The sequence below is a fragment of the Exiguobacterium sp. MH3 genome, from assembly GCF_000496635.1.
Taxonomy (GTDB): Bacteria; Bacillota; Bacilli; order Exiguobacteriales; family Exiguobacteriaceae; genus Exiguobacterium_A; species Exiguobacterium_A indicum.
In genome coordinates, this window is the sequence record NC_022794.1 from 1,396,630 (window position 1) to 1,410,774 (window position 14,145).

Annotated in this window: 19 protein-coding genes; 6 read left to right on the forward strand and 13 right to left on the reverse strand. The window is 47.5% G+C overall.

Annotation, left to right across the window (positions count from 1 at the left end):
• The first annotated feature begins 5 nt into the window (after positions 1-5).
• Positions 6-644: an ATP-binding cassette domain-containing protein gene (locus U719_RS07230; protein ID WP_023468092.1), complete on the forward strand. Its 639-nt coding sequence runs from the start codon at positions 6-8 to the stop codon at positions 642-644.
• A gap of 51 nt (positions 645-695) precedes the next feature.
• Here U719_RS07230 and U719_RS07235 read toward each other — a convergent pair whose 3' ends face one another.
• The 3 genes from U719_RS07235 to U719_RS07245 all read right to left on the reverse strand — a co-directional run bounded on the left by U719_RS07235 (position 696) and on the right by U719_RS07245 (position 3,984).
• Entirely contained in the window at positions 696-1,601 is a 906-nt protein-coding gene (locus U719_RS07235; protein ID WP_023468093.1) for a TerC family protein, read from the reverse strand.
• Between the two features lie 218 nt (positions 1,602-1,819).
• On the reverse strand, positions 1,820-2,770 hold the full coding sequence (locus U719_RS07240; RefSeq protein ID WP_023468094.1) for a TIGR03571 family LLM class oxidoreductase: 951 nt from the start codon (positions 2,768-2,770) through the stop codon (positions 1,820-1,822).
• 11 nt (positions 2,771-2,781) lie between these two features.
• Positions 2,782-3,984: an MFS transporter gene (locus tag U719_RS07245; protein WP_023468095.1), complete on the reverse strand. Its 1,203-nt coding sequence runs from the start codon at positions 3,982-3,984 to the stop codon at positions 2,782-2,784.
• Between the two features lie 311 nt (positions 3,985-4,295).
• Here U719_RS07245 and U719_RS07250 point away from each other — a divergent pair, with 311 nt between their 5' ends.
• Both U719_RS07250 and U719_RS07255 read left to right on the forward strand, forming a co-directional pair.
• Positions 4,296-4,625, forward strand: a complete 330-nt coding sequence (locus tag U719_RS07250; RefSeq protein ID WP_023468096.1) for a helix-turn-helix domain-containing protein — start codon at positions 4,296-4,298, stop codon at positions 4,623-4,625.
• Between the two features lie 65 nt (positions 4,626-4,690).
• Positions 4,691-5,308, forward strand: a complete 618-nt coding sequence (locus U719_RS07255) for a hypothetical protein (RefSeq protein WP_023468097.1) — start codon at positions 4,691-4,693, stop codon at positions 5,306-5,308.
• Between the two features lie 58 nt (positions 5,309-5,366).
• On the opposite strand, the gene U719_RS07260 is transcribed toward U719_RS07255, so the two are convergent.
• From U719_RS07260 to U719_RS07275, 4 genes are all read right to left on the reverse strand, one after another.
• The gene (locus U719_RS07260; RefSeq protein WP_023468098.1) at positions 5,367-5,669 is read right to left on the reverse strand and encodes a hypothetical protein; all 303 of its coding nucleotides are present in this window, start codon (positions 5,667-5,669) and stop codon (positions 5,367-5,369) included.
• Positions 5,670-5,778: 109 nt separating this feature from the next.
• Positions 5,779-6,471: a hypothetical protein gene (locus U719_RS07265; protein WP_023468099.1), complete on the reverse strand. Its 693-nt coding sequence runs from the start codon at positions 6,469-6,471 to the stop codon at positions 5,779-5,781.
• A gap of 25 nt (positions 6,472-6,496) precedes the next feature.
• Positions 6,497-6,697: a hypothetical protein gene (locus U719_RS07270; RefSeq protein ID WP_023468100.1), complete on the reverse strand. Its 201-nt coding sequence runs from the start codon at positions 6,695-6,697 to the stop codon at positions 6,497-6,499.
• A 16-nt stretch (positions 6,698-6,713) separates the two neighbouring features.
• Positions 6,714-7,013: a hypothetical protein gene (locus U719_RS07275; protein WP_023468101.1), complete on the reverse strand. Its 300-nt coding sequence runs from the start codon at positions 7,011-7,013 to the stop codon at positions 6,714-6,716.
• 188 nt (positions 7,014-7,201) lie between these two features.
• Between U719_RS07275 and U719_RS07280 the strand changes: the two genes are divergently transcribed.
• The 3 genes from U719_RS07280 (at position 7,202) to U719_RS07290 (ending at position 9,250) form a co-directional block, all read left to right on the forward strand.
• On the forward strand, positions 7,202-8,119 hold the full coding sequence (locus tag U719_RS07280; protein ID WP_023468102.1) for an NAD(P)-dependent alcohol dehydrogenase: 918 nt from the start codon (positions 7,202-7,204) through the stop codon (positions 8,117-8,119).
• A gap of 94 nt (positions 8,120-8,213) precedes the next feature.
• Entirely contained in the window at positions 8,214-8,963 is a 750-nt protein-coding gene (locus U719_RS07285; RefSeq protein ID WP_023468103.1) for a collagenase, read from the forward strand.
• A gap of 26 nt (positions 8,964-8,989) precedes the next feature.
• The gene (locus tag U719_RS07290; protein WP_023468104.1) at positions 8,990-9,250 is read left to right on the forward strand and encodes a hypothetical protein; all 261 of its coding nucleotides are present in this window, start codon (positions 8,990-8,992) and stop codon (positions 9,248-9,250) included.
• A 96-nt stretch (positions 9,251-9,346) separates the two neighbouring features.
• Here the strand turns inward: U719_RS07290 and U719_RS07295 are convergent, their stop codons facing one another.
• From U719_RS07295 to U719_RS07320, 6 genes are all read right to left on the reverse strand, one after another.
• Positions 9,347-9,658, reverse strand: a complete 312-nt coding sequence (locus U719_RS07295; protein ID WP_158408692.1) for a hypothetical protein — start codon at positions 9,656-9,658, stop codon at positions 9,347-9,349.
• Between the two features lie 392 nt (positions 9,659-10,050).
• Positions 10,051-10,743: a chitin disaccharide deacetylase gene (gene chbG, locus U719_RS07300; RefSeq protein ID WP_023468107.1), complete on the reverse strand. Its 693-nt coding sequence runs from the start codon at positions 10,741-10,743 to the stop codon at positions 10,051-10,053.
• Positions 10,736-11,038 (reverse strand): PTS sugar transporter subunit IIB, encoded by a 303-nt coding sequence (locus U719_RS07305; RefSeq protein WP_023468108.1) that lies wholly within the window; start codon positions 11,036-11,038, stop codon positions 10,736-10,738. Before U719_RS07305 ends, chbG begins: the two co-directional genes overlap by 8 nt.
• On the reverse strand, positions 11,035-11,334 hold the full coding sequence (locus tag U719_RS07310) for a PTS lactose/cellobiose transporter subunit IIA (RefSeq protein WP_041255418.1): 300 nt from the start codon (positions 11,332-11,334) through the stop codon (positions 11,035-11,037). The genes U719_RS07305 and U719_RS07310 overlap by 4 nt, the downstream gene beginning before the upstream one ends.
• A 29-nt stretch (positions 11,335-11,363) precedes the next feature.
• Positions 11,364-12,683 carry a PTS cellobiose transporter subunit IIC gene (celB, locus tag U719_RS07315; protein ID WP_023468110.1) on the reverse strand — a complete coding sequence of 440 codons (1,320 nt, stop codon included), beginning with the start codon at positions 12,681-12,683 and terminating at the stop codon, positions 11,364-11,366.
• A complete protein-coding gene (locus U719_RS07320) occupies positions 12,680-14,002 on the reverse strand; it encodes a 6-phospho-beta-glucosidase (protein WP_023468111.1) in 1,323 nt (440 codons plus the stop codon). Before U719_RS07320 ends, celB begins: the two co-directional genes overlap by 4 nt.
• Positions 14,003-14,145: the final 143 nt, after the last annotated feature.

The window sequence follows — 14,145 nt, forward strand, 5'->3', positions numbered from 1 at the left end:
GTATCATGGAAATGCTCAAGCTCGAGCAGGTCACGAAAGGGTATCAAGGCAATCCGTTATTCGCAGACGTCGATTTGACGATTCAAAAAGGAGACATCGTCGGCATCACGGGACCGAATGGTTCAGGAAAGTCCGTCTTATTCAAGATGATTTGCGGCTTCATCCATCCGGACGCGGGAACGATCACCGTCCGGAATGAACAGCTTGGTCCGACACGACGCTTTCCGGAAAACGTCGGCGTCATCATTGATCGACCGGGTTATATCGCCCATAAATCAGGGTTTGAGAACTTAAAGCAACTCGCAGCAATCCGAAAAGTGATCACAGATGCTGACATCGAACAAGCGATGCGGACCGTCGGCTTACAGCCTGGCAATCGTCAGAAGGTCAAACAATATTCGCTCGGAATGAAACAAAAGCTCGCAATCGCGCAAGCCATCATGGAACAGCAGGACATTTTAATCTTGGATGAGGCATTCAACGCACTCGATCACGATAGTGTCTTGCGTCTGCGGGAACTTTTGTTGTCGTTCAAAAAAGAAGGGAAGACGATCATCTTGACGAGTCACAATCAACAGGACATCGACGCACTTTGTGACTCTGTCTACCGAATCAATCAAGGTCGGCTCGAACAGGTCGGCTAACACAAACAGGGAGTGGATCAACGGATCCACTCCCTGTTGCATTACGATCGATTATTTTCCTGGCTTTGTCTTGTAGAAGCTGTAGAAGACGCTAATCAAGATGACGAGGACGATCGTACCGAGCGACATCCAGATTGGCATTTTGTAGACATCACCGAGAATCATCTTCGCTCCGATAAAGACGAGCATGAAGCTGAGACCGTGTTTCAAATAGTAGAAACGATCAATCAAGTTCGCGAGGACGAAGTAGAGACTCCGGAGTCCGAGGATCGCCATGATGTTCGCATAGAAGATGATGAACGGATCACGCGAGTACGCGAAGCTTGCTGCAACGGAGTCGACGGCGAAGACGATATCCGATACTTCAATGAAGAGTAGAGCAATCAAGAGCGGCGTGAAGAACAGTTTCCCATCAATTCGTTTTGCGAACTTACCAGACGAGATGTCTTGCGTGATCGGTAAACGTTTCTCTAACCAACGAATCGTTTTGTTCTCTTCGAGCGACGTCTCTTGACCGATGTTTTTATACATCATCCAACCCGTGTAGACGAGGAACGCTCCGAAGATGTAGTAGACCCAAGCGAAATTCTCAAGCAACGAAACACCAGCGACGATGAAGATGACGCGGAAGAAGATTGCACCAAGAATACCCCAGAATAAGACTTTGTGCTGGTACTTCAATGGAATCGCGAAGTATGCGAAGACGAGTGAGAAGACGAAGACGTTATCAATCGCGAGAGCCTTCTCGATGAAATAAACGCTCGTATATTCGATCGCAGCGGAACTTCCTTGATCGAAGTAGAGCCAGCCACCGAAGGCGACGGCAATCGCGATCCAGACGAACGTCCACGTCCAGGCCTCCCGAAGCGAAACTTCATGTGCCTTACGATGGAAGACTCCAAGGTCAAGGGCGAGCATGATGAAAACGATGGCTAGAAAAGCAATGAGTAGTGTCAACAGCGCTTCCTCCTTTAAGGTAATTGTTATCTTGAATTTATTATAAGGTCATAAGAACTCAAAAGTAAAGAGATAAATGTTCGGAATGTGCAATTGGTTAAAAAACAATGCCCGAAAGTGGACGAATGTATTCGACGTGATGTGCAAAGAAACGACATAAAACCCAGTTCCGAAAAGGGACTGGGTTTCATGCAAATTATAAAGTGATTTGTAAGGCATTATGATAAGGGAGGGAAATGCGGCACGACGTACGTTCCGAGTTCATCGATGACATCTTCCGCTGATCGCTCACCGTCGAATAGGGCGAAGAACAGATGATTGACGCCAAGCTCACGATACAATTCCAGCAACTCGATCAGTCGATTGCGTCCGATCCGAAAACCGAGTCGAATCGGTGTCGCTTCTTCATTTGGATCAGCGGATAAATCAAGATGCATCGGCATCGAAAACGGACGAAACGTTGTATTACCGGCTGCTTGACTCGCTGCACGCCATTGTTCGATGGCACGTGCTTGTTCGAACGGTCCTTGCGGATAATACATCCAGCCGTCGCCGTTTTTTGCGAGCCAGTCCATATCCTGCTGTGCGAAACCAGTGATCATCGTTGGGATTTTTTTCTTTGGTCGTGGCACGAGTGTCGCACCACGGACTTCCCCGTACGTCGAATTGATTTGCGAATAATCTTCATATAAAGCTTGCTCCATCACTTGCAGTGCTTCCTTGAACTGAGCACCACGGCTCGGATGATCGACACCAAGTCCATGGAAGTCGGCTTGCCGGTCACCGGACGAGACACCGAGAATCAAACGTTCCGGGAACAGCGCATTAATCGTCGCGACTTCTTTCGCAGAGCGTAACGGGTGACGGAGTGGCAGGACAAGTGCTGACGTCCCGAGGGCGATCTGTTTCGTCTGACTGAGGAGGTGCGTCCCGTATATCAGCATGTCATGAATCTGTCCGACAGCCGGATCAAGAAAATAAGGATCCTTCAATAAGACGTCGCGTAACCAGAGGGTCGTAAAACCATAGTTCTCTGCTTTTTGTGCGAGCTCGACTTGATTGGCAAGCGTCGGTGTTCGCATCTTGAAATTTTCAAGCGGGACGTGGAGACCGAGCGTGAGCTCGCCCTCCCGGTACATCCGCTGATAACTTGCATGATCGTTCAACATAGTAGTCCTCCTTATTGATGTTCGAGACGACGCGAGACACCAGTCAAGATGACGGCAAGGATAACCATGATCCCGCCGACCCATGGTGTGTGGACGAGACCGATCGTATCGGTGACGAGACCACCAATCGTTGCTCCGAGTGCGATCCCGATGTTGAAGGCTGCGATATTCAAAGCAGACGCAACATCGACTGCAGCTGGGACATATTTTTCAGCCAACTGAACGATATAGAGCTGGAGTCCAGGGACGTTCATGAACGCAAGGAGTCCCATTAAGATGATACCGATGATACCGGCAACCTTGAACGGAATCATGAACGAGAGGGCGATCATGACGATGGCATGGATGATGAACATATAGAACAACGCTTTGATCGGATTACCGTTCGCGAGTTTTCCGCCGACCGTGTTCCCAATCGCAACCGCGATTCCGTAGACGAGCAGAATGATACTGATCAAGCTCGGGCTGATTTTCGTGACGTCCTGCATGATTGGTGTCAAGTACGTAAAGGCGACGAACGTTCCACCGTAACCGAGGGCAGTGATCAAGAAGCCGAGCATCAAGCGTCCGTTCGTCAACAATTTGAACATGTCGGAGAACTTAGCAGGTGGTGATTGTTTCAAGTCTTTTGGAATCAAGAAGAAGCTTGCGATGATCGCAATGATACCGAGTGCAGCAACCGCGAAGAACGTCGCGCGCCAGCCGAACGATTGACCGATGAATGTTCCAAGTGGTACACCTGTGACCGTTGCGACTGTCAGACCTGTGAACATCAAGGCGATGGCACTCGCTTTTTTATGCTCCGGTACGAGCTGGACGGCAATCGTCGCACCGATCGAGAAGAAGACACCGTGTGAGAAAGCAGTGATGAAACGGGCGACGATCAACAATTCAAACGTCGGTGAAATCGCTGAGACGAGGTTACCAGCGATGAAGACGACCATTAATGCCATCAGTAACGTTTTCCGATTCATTCGGTTCGTTAGTGCTGTCAAGATCGGAGCACCGACAGCGACACCGATCGCGTAACCAGAGATGATGAGACCAGCGAGTGTGATCCCGATATTTAAGTCACCAGCGATCGCTGCGAGCAGTCCGACGGGAACGAATTCCGTCGTACCGATCCCAAAGGCGCTGATTGCTAAGGCAAGTAGGGCAAGTCCGCCGTTTCTTGGGAACTGTTCCTCCTGGATCTGTGAGTTTAATTGATTCATGGGGATTCCTCCTAAAAATGATTTCAGTAGGGATCGTGTTCAGTGGGCCCGACCGAACATGATCCGATTGACATGACCCCAGCATAACCGGGGTGTTTCATTTCGGGAAGTACGTACTTTAAAGTGCGATAGGCACTAAAAAGTACCCTACTCCTTCATTTAGATGCAAGGTCTAAAAGGAGGTTGTACTTTCCGTTGACAATTGCTATCATATAGCCAGCTAATCTGCTTGGGAAGTACGCACTTTCAAGTACGATAGGCACTAAAAAGTACCTATGCCCTTAACGGAATCACGAAAGGATGGAACATATATGCCATACAATATCCCGGTCGAAGCAACACTTGAAGTCATCGGTGGAAAGTGGAAGGTCGTCATCATGTGTCATTTGATTAAAGGCGAGCGTCGGACGAGTGAGCTCCGCAAGCTGATGCCGACAATCACTCAAAAAATGCTGACGCAACAATTGCGCGAGTTAGAAGAAGACGGCGTCATCATCCGGACGGTCTTTGAACAAGTCCCACCGAAAGTCGTCTATTCGTTATCCGAGTACGGCTGGTCGCTGAAGCCGATTCTTGACGCGATGTGCGCATGGGGAGAAGGACATATCGATTTGACGGGTGGAGAAGTCGTCTCGTCATGACGAACAAAAGTGAGTCTCGCTCGAGGCTCACTTTTTTGAATACATATACAAGGTGGGGAAAAAAGATGGAGCAATCAATCGTTCAGTTCGATTCGATTACCGTTAGTTTTGAGGATAAAGCAGGTAGACGCCAGTCAATCGAGGAGTTTGCACAAGGATTCGAGCATGGCATCTTATTTTTCGGTCATCCGCCGGAAACCAATGATATCAAAGTCGTCCTTGATTTGAAGACGAACTTTGGTGAACGGACGTTTCGGTTTAACTTTTGCCGAATGGACCGGGCAATCGGCCATTATCTAATCGATGGGTTGGTCTGGAAATGGGTCATCTTGTGGGAATGGTATTACCAGGAGAGTTATCAAACGGGTAAGTCCTACCATATCAATCGTCCAAAGGAAGGACTTCGTGATTTTTATCGACAAATCGATGTACAAAATGAGACCTGTTCGAATGATTATTTAGAGTCAGGCATTCACGAGGAGGACGTATCGTGTACGGATAGTTATACAAATTTTGAGAACCTAGATTGGGTTACCGAAGGAGATCCGATTAATACATTAGAACGGATGCGGAACCAAGGTGTCTTTTTCGAGTATTATTTTAAAACCTGGATTGATTTAGAGCATTCATTGCCCGCGATTCGACGCGTCATGGATGAATTGGATGTACATACACCTGAATAACATTTGAATGAAACGAGCACCGCTCCCTCTGTCGTCGACAGAAGGAGCGGTGCTTTGGTTAGAACGCTTTACGTTGACCTTTTAGAATCGTCTGTTGCAGAGGTCCAAAGTCCCCTGGAACCGTCCGTTCCATGAACAGGTACGGTTTTCCATCGACGATGAATTTTCGATCTCCAAGATACTCGAAGTGGCGACCGTCATCCTTTAATCTTCGCTTAACAGCTTGAATATGGTCTTCATGATGGATGAACCGCTCGTTAAACGTCATGACGATATTTCCTTTTTTGAATCCGAGTAAGAAGACATAGTAGAACCAATAGCCAACGAGACAAATACCAACGGCCAATAACAAATCATACATGTGTGTCGAGCTCCTTTCGTGTATACAGATTTTTACGAATATTTCTGTAAAAAGATTCAATCAATTTCAATTAAAAGTAAAAAAGTATTCATCCGAAGATGAATACTCGTTATTTTTGAGCGATATATCTCTTTTGATCGAAATCATATTTAAATTCAACGATCATCCAATCATCACCCGTTGGATTCCGATACGAGTAAAAGAGCGATGTCTGTTTTTCTGGATACACGACTGTACTGTCATCAAAAGCTTTTCCAATCTTAGAGTAATCTTCTGTGCGGTGAGCCGTCATGACACCTAGCCCCTTACCAGAAAGAATATGATCGAATTCAGCTATCGTCATGCCTGGTTTAAATTTCTTTCCTGGCAAGAGTCGTTTTTTCGAAGGCGTTTTAGGGGTGTATTCCTTTTGCGCAAGATATAACGTGTGACCTTCTTGTATCGTTTTGAAGATCAGATGCATGCGCTGTAAAGACCAATGATCGTTTTTTTCATCGTACGGATAAAATGAGAAAGCGTATAAAGCATAGTCGTCTTTGATTTCATTCAATACTACATCATGATTGAGTGTCGTGACGCCATGTTCTTTTTTTATGTATTTCTTATATGATTTTCCGTAGAGCGACTTTGCGACGTCTGTCGCGGTCATGCCGAGTTTTAGCTTTTTGTAAGATGTATACTCCTTAGTCGCTGCATCGACAGAATGAGGTGCGAAAACAGCACCAATCATCGAGAGCGTGATCAGAAGCGCGAAGAGTACCTTCAACTGAATAAGGTGTAATTTTTTCGTACGTGCCATCATGATTGTGTCTCCTTTGACAAACTTATTAAAAACCGTGCGATTCTTTTCGTTTGAGATACCAGAGTAGTCCTAGGGTAATACAAAAACCAATCGCACCTATGATTCCGATGAAAAACAAACCGGTGATTTCATCACCATAACTTCTTTGAAAAAAATAGGATGAACCGAAGATGAGGCTCATGCTCATGAAAATATTGCGTAGATGGCGGAGTACTGGAACAATCATGGATAATCCCTCTTTCTTATTTTTTCGTTCGACGGATCTCGGTCGCGACAATCGAGTCCTTTGCAAATGTCACTTGAATCGTGTCACCCGTCTGAATGGCAGACGTGTTATCCGTTTTGCCATACACGATCGTGTCCGTTGTGACGCGAATCTCTGTCAATGCATACTGCTCGTCCGGATGTTGTTCACTTGAAGCAACGAATAACGTATCCCCTGTAACTTTCTCGACGATACGTGCATCATTCTCGTGTGTACAGGCACTAAGCGGTATACAAAGGAATAGAATAAAAGCAAAAAGCCAACGACGTGTCGGCATGAACCAAGCACCTGCTTTCGTCAGTTAATAGGGTTAGATGAAATCGTATTATTATATAAATTTTACCAGTTGTGATACTGATTGATGCGAATTTAAAAAACTTTCTTACTCCAAAACAACAGGAATTCAGATTGAAATCGGCGTATGATTAAAGGAATACCATCATCTCGATCAGAGGAGGAAATACGATGAAGGCAGCCATCTGTACCCGCTACGGACCCCCTGACGTCTTGCACATCACAGAGGTACCACGCCCGGTTCCAAAATCAAACGATCTACTCATTAAAGTACATGCATCTGCCGTCCATTCCGGAGATCGTCGCATGCGTTCGCTCGATGTTCCACTGTTGGGGAAGCTTCCAATGCGTCTGGCTGTCGGCTTCAAGCGACCGAGACAACCGATCCTTGGCGTCGTTCTTGCCGGTGAAGTCGTCGAAGTCGGTCAGGACGTCAAGCAGTTTCAAGTCGGAGACCGCATTCATGCCTTGACCGGATTTGGCTTCGGTGGATACGCCGAATATGCGTGCGTGTCTGAGAAACGTTGCATTGCAAAAATACCGCAGCACGCATCGTACACGGAAGCGGTCTGTCTCCCGTTCGGTGGTACGACGTCGCTTCATTTCTTCCGGAAACTCCAAATCGATCAGATGAAGACAATCTTGATTTACGGTGCGTCGGGCGCTGTCGGGACGGCTGCCGTTCAGATCGCCAAAGCAAAAGGGCTGCAGGTGACGGCTGTCTGTAGTGGACGAAACGCGGAGCGGGTCAAAGCGCTCGGTGCCGATCACGTCATCGATTATACAAAGGACGGCTACGATGGATTGTTGCTGAAGTACGATGCCGTCTTCGATGCGTCCGGAAAGATCAATAAGACGCAAGCGAAACGGCACGTCAAACAAAACGGTGCCTTTGTATCTGTCGCGGGGCAAGGTGTGGCGAGAGAACGGAAAGAGGATCTACACTATTTGAATGAACTGTTTGAAGCGGGACGATTTAAAGCCGTTATCGACCATATCTATTCCCTTGATGAGATCGTCGAAGCCCATCGTTACGTTGACTCCGGACAAAAATTTGGTAACGTCGTCGTGTTAATAGCAAACGAATGATTCATCGAACCACCTGGGTCAGGTGGTTTTTTTATGTTTATCCAATATATGTTAAAATGAAATCGTATTTTTTTGATGGAGGGTGATAGAGAACATGAAACAACTGTTTGCGTTTGAGACAAAAACGGACTATGACAAATACGAAGCGGTCACGCATCGCTTTCAAGCACGGTTAGACGAGTATCAAACAATCTTACAAGAGAAGTATCAACTGATCGACGTGCCGAAAGGAATCATTTGGACGTCAGCGGAACTCGCGACGACCGTCTTCTCGGACATTCCGATTCCAGCATTTACGAATAAGGACTTGATCTACATATCACCAGACGTTGCAGAGTGGCGAACGTTATTTTTGTCTCAACTCGACGGGAAGGACGTACCGCATATTCGAGCGTTCTACGAAACACTCGCGGAAGATCACGTCTTGTCGATTGCTGGTCATGAACTGACGCATCACTTGGATTTGTTCGTTGATGAATTCGACGATGAGAGAGCAGACGGGATCTGGTTCGAAGAGGGAATGTGTGAGTACCTGCCCCGAAAGCATTTGTTGTCGGACGAAGCATTCAAGCGAATTACGACAATTGAGACAGAATTGGTCGAGCTCTTTCAGGAGGAGTATGGAGCGCGCTCGATTGATCAATTTGGGAGTGCCTCCTATACCGGTAGTCTGTCGAGTATCATGTTTGATTATTGGCGGAGCTTTCTCGCGATCCACCATCTTATCGAGGAACGGTATGACGGGGACGTCTTACGTGTTTTTGAAGCATATCGGAACTGGCATGAACAGGGGCGGATCGTGCCGCTATCGGAATACTTCAATCTTCAGACGGTAAGACGCTAAGCTGTGTTTGTAGTGGAGGAGGGCTTATGAATCGTTACAGTATTTTTTCGTTAGCTGCATTCATCTGTTTTTGTTTCTTATTTTTCCTGATGAAGAGCGGAGTCAGTCTGAAAGGGTTTGGAACTGTCTATATCCTGCTTCTGTTTATCGTTCCGTTAGTCGGCGTATACACAGGGTACAAAACGAAGCATCGAATACTCAAGTGGGGATTCGTCGGCATCCATCTCATTACGTTCTGTATGATGTCATATTTACTGTTACTGGCTTACGGTATTTCGGAGTCATAAAACAGATTAAATAAAAAAGTCAGCTGATTCCATCTAAAAAAGGAATCAGCTGACTTTTCATGTTATGTAGTGAGAAACAAGTTATCATCGCGAACTCTAGTTTCGCTTCGGCAAACTAGTCGTCGTGCCCATCTCGACGACTCGGTCGTCTTGAAGACGATATAGCAAGTATTCCTCTTTTTGGAGCCCTTGCCCCTGTACTTTTACGGCAATCTTATAGCGTTTTTCCTTATCGCGGTGTTTGTCGTCGTAAGCAGAGTGGAGTGAGACGACACGAGCTGGACCGTATTTTTTCTCGACATAAGTCTCAACCTTAGTGCTGACGTGCTGCTCGAATCGTTCATCGTATCGGACTTCTAAGTAAAATAGCAGTCCTCCTAATAAGAGTGAGACAATTAAAACGTTCATTCCGACTTTTTTCAATTCATCACTTCCGATCGTTCCACAGCATTAAACCTAGAAAAGCTGTTACAGATGATCGAAAGACGATGCATCATAACAGCGATTGAATCATTAATTTGAAAATCTACATCATTTGAGTGATTGCTTTAGAGATCTACTCCAACTAATTTAAGAATGATGACGATCGTGATAGCTGAGAGCGCAAAAGAACCGGCAAAAGCAAGTTGTTTTTTCAAATAGATCTCCTCCTTATGAAAAGGTTACCATTATTATGCCATTAAATAATGTGTCTGTAAAATTAATTCCAAATAATAACGTAATTACTTAGCACAATGTTTCATTTAAAAATGACAACATCCCTACTTCCTTGGTTCGACAAGGAAGTAGGGATGTTGTTTTCATGTCCACCAATCCGGTGGAGTATATCTCGTTAAAAAATCTTTCTCGACGAGTCGCTGATTCACATAAGACGTGACGCTTGGAAGTAGCGCATCCATGTTGGCAGGGTGCACCATGACCTCAACAGATGAACCGGGTGTGATTGAATCAAGTGTTGCATACGAAACGCCCTCTCCATAAAACCGATCATCAAAGCGATTTGTTAGCCAGAGATCCTGGTGTTTCGCGTTCCCCGTAGCACGAAATGTTGTTTGATATTCTTTTGCGAGCTCGATGATGACAGAGTTGATCGCGGACCAGCCGTGGATATGATGATGACTGTCTAGATGGTGCAGCGGCAGACCTGTAGCGAGAAAAGCCTCGATCTGGGCTTTCCATTCCAGGTAGACGTCTTCAGGATCCGGTGGCACTTCCTTCAAAAAGCGACTTGTGAAACGGAATGTTCCATCCTCCTTCGTTAACGACTGACTTGTCGACGCGAGCGGTTTTCCCCAAGAGAGCACGAGATGTACGCCGACATGTAGGTTGGGGTGTTGCTGAGAAAGTCGAACGGCGTCTTCGACCGCATGTCCGTTCATCATCAGCGTCGTCGAATGGACGGGACCGTTGAGATGACTCTCGATGATGCCTTGGTTAATACCCGTCGTCAAACCGAAATCGTCCGCATTGACGATTACACGCGTTTTAGGCATGTGCCGTGCCGGTCAGCGAGAGTGCTTGATCAAGCACTTGATCGCCCTTCATCAACCCGTATGCCATGTTGTCAATCACAGCAACCGGCACGTTAACTGCTGAACGGATTTTATTCTCGAGGTAGCGGACTTGTGGACCGATCAAGATGACGTCCATCGTCGTATGTTCTTTTAGTCGCGATTCGGGTACTGCTTCGATTGTTGCGTCAAGCCCTCGTGCTATAGCTTCCGTGCGCATTTTTTCTACTAAGATCGAAGTGGACATGCCCGCTGAGCAGACGAGTAAGATGTTCATGTTGTTTCCTCCAGTCGGTTGATTTTCGTGATCATGTCGATCATCTCAGTCGCCAGTTCCTTGACCGTCATCGCTGTCATCAGGTGATCTTGAGCGTGGACGAGTAGGACGCTCATCTCCTTGCTCGTTCCTCGTGCTTCTTCTTGCAAAAGTTCTGTCTGAAGTTTGTGTGCCTCAAGAAACGAAGTCTCAGCTTCCTCGAGTTTCGCTTGGACAAGTGCTTCGTCACTGCGTTTGGCAGCAGCAATCGCCTCAAAAGCACTCGAGCGTGCATTTCCGGCATGTAAGATGATCATGAACGATAGTTGTTGGATTGATTCTGTCTTCAACTGATTTTCTCTCCTTCGTGGATGCTGTCTTTGTTTCGATTGATTTCGGCAGTCATGGCGCGAGCTCCTGCTACGACGAACGGGATGTAAATGAGCGTCGCGAGCGTCAAGTTGAACACCTGAAGCAGGACACCGCGGATGCTGCCACCGGTGACAAGATACCCGCTGATGATCGGTGGTGTCGTCCATGGTACGATGGCGACCGTCTTTGGAACCATTCCGGTTGATAGTGCAACATATGAGACGACCGTCAAGACGACCGGTGCAAGAATGAATGGAATCAACATGACCGGGTTGAGCACGATCGGCATGCCGAAGATGACCGGTTCGTTGATGTTGAACAGACCAGCTGGAGCGGATAGCTTAGCGACTTGATGATAGGGATGATTGCGCTGTTTCCTTATGACGATGAAGATCGCAAGTAGAAGTGACAATGTCGTACCAGAGCCACCCATGAAGACGAACGCATCGAGAAACGGTTTCGTTACCGTGTACGGGACGTCATAGGCGGAGGCGCCAGCTTGAAATGCAGCTAAGTTCTGTTCGATCAGCGGCAGGTAGATCGGCTCGATGACCGAACCGATGATGTTCGTGCCGTGTAATCCGAAGAACCAGAGGACATGGTTCAATAGGGCGATGATCAGACCAGCGGCAAGCGAATCACCGAAGCCTTGAAGCGGTTGCTGGATCGCCTTGAAGATGACTTCGAAAATGCTGAGTTCGAGTTTTATTTGAATGAACAACTGGATTGCAGCAACGATCGTCAAGATGATCATTGAAGGAATCAATGCTTGGAACGATCGGGTGACACCACCGGGCACACCGTCCGGCATCCGGATCGTCAGCTTCGTATGGATGAGAAGGCGGAACGCTTCCGTCACGAGGAGCGAGACGATGATGGCAACGAATAAGCCTTGTGCGCCGAGCCAAGCGAAGCTAAGTCCCCAGTCCTTCGTGACCGGAACAAGCATGACGTAAGACGCGATCGACAGGATACCAGCGGCAAGACCGTCGATATCGTAGGACCGTGCCAAGTTATAGGCAATCGAGAAAGCGACCAATAAGCCGAGGATCGCGAAGGAGGCATTCCAGATGTTGCCACCGAGCCGTTGCCAACTGCCTTCACCAAAAGCGTTGTTCATCGAGCCGACGAAGTCGAGCGACCAGCTGCCGAGCTGGATGGCAGGGAAGTTATTGATCAGGATCGCGAGCGAACCGACGATGATGAGCGGCATGACGGAGACGAACCCGTCACGGATGGCGACGAGATGGCGCTGGGAACCGATCCGTCCGGCGATTTCAATGAACTTGTTCATGAGAGAACCTCCTTAAGTTGGAATTGGGGTAAGTACAGGTGATGCGCGCGAAACAGCTCTTCAAGTAAAGCGTCGATTCGTTTTTCGTCTTGGATCAATGGGTTCATCAGGGCAGCGAGGTAAGCATCCTCGTACTTCCCGGATACGGCGGCTTGAATCGTCAGTTGCTCGAATGTCTTTAAGTTCGTGATCAGTCCACGCACGTGGAGTGGTAAGCTACCGATCGACAGAGGTCGCGGTCCGGCTTTTGTGATGACGGCGTTGACCTCGATGACCGCCTCTTCCGGTAAGTCACGGATCGTCCCTTGATTCAGCGTATTGATGGTTTGGATATCACCACGGTCGTTATAGAGCGAGTCCATTAAGTTACACGCTGCATCCGAGTAGTAGGCTCCACCGCGTTGCTCAAGCTCCTTCGGTTTTACATCGAGCGATACGTCTTGGTATTGCTCGAACAGTCGGCGCTCGACTTCTTGGACGACTTCAGCGCGTGTCCCATTCTCTTCGTAAGCCTGTAAATCTTTAGCGAGCACGTCACGCGTTTGGAAATAATACTGATGGTACGGGTTCGGCAACATTTTAATTGAATTCAGGAACGACTCCGACCAGCCGAGTCCGACGATATTCGCTGGTGAGTAGTCATTCCCTTGATTCAATGCAGCAAGAACGTCTGCCGTCCGGTCCACACCATTCACTAAGACTTGTCGACCGAAGATGAAGTGATTCAATCCGATGAATTCGATCGAGACGTGCTCGACGGGGGCGTGCAGGATTTCAGCAACGGAGTTCCGCATGTTGAACGGGATGTTACAGACACCGATCACCTTCTGATGCTTGGAATGTTTCAATAGTGCTTCGGTCACGATTCCTGCAGGATTGGTGAAATTGATTAACCAGGCGTTGGGGCAAAGTTCCGCCATCTCGTCAGCGAGCTCAAGTAAGACGGGAATCGTCCGGAACGCCTTGAACATACCGCCAGCGCCATTCGTCTCTTGCCCGATGAAGCCATGCTTCAGTGGGATGCGCTCGTCAAGCGCACGTGCCGCAAGACCCCCGACCCGAATTTGCGTCGAAACGAAGTCGGCTCCGCGGAGCGCTTCTCTTCGATCGAGTGTCCAACGAAGTGCGATCTTCACGTTAGACTTGTCAATCATCCGTTGTGCGAGTTTGCCAACGGTTTCGAGCTTCTCTTTTCCTTCTTCGATATCGACAAGTACGACCTCGTCGACCGGAAAGGAATGGTGACGCAAGATGAAACCTTCGATGATTTCCGGTGTATAGCTGGAGCCTCCACCGATGATGACAACCTTGAGTGGCATGTTGTGAATTCCTCCTCATGAAAGCGATTTCTTTTTGTTGTAACAAATGTAACAAATAATACAACTTAGGGCAATATAAAAATACAAATAAAACAAATTATGATTTGTATTTGCATTTGTATGGTGTCTGTATCACAATAAAG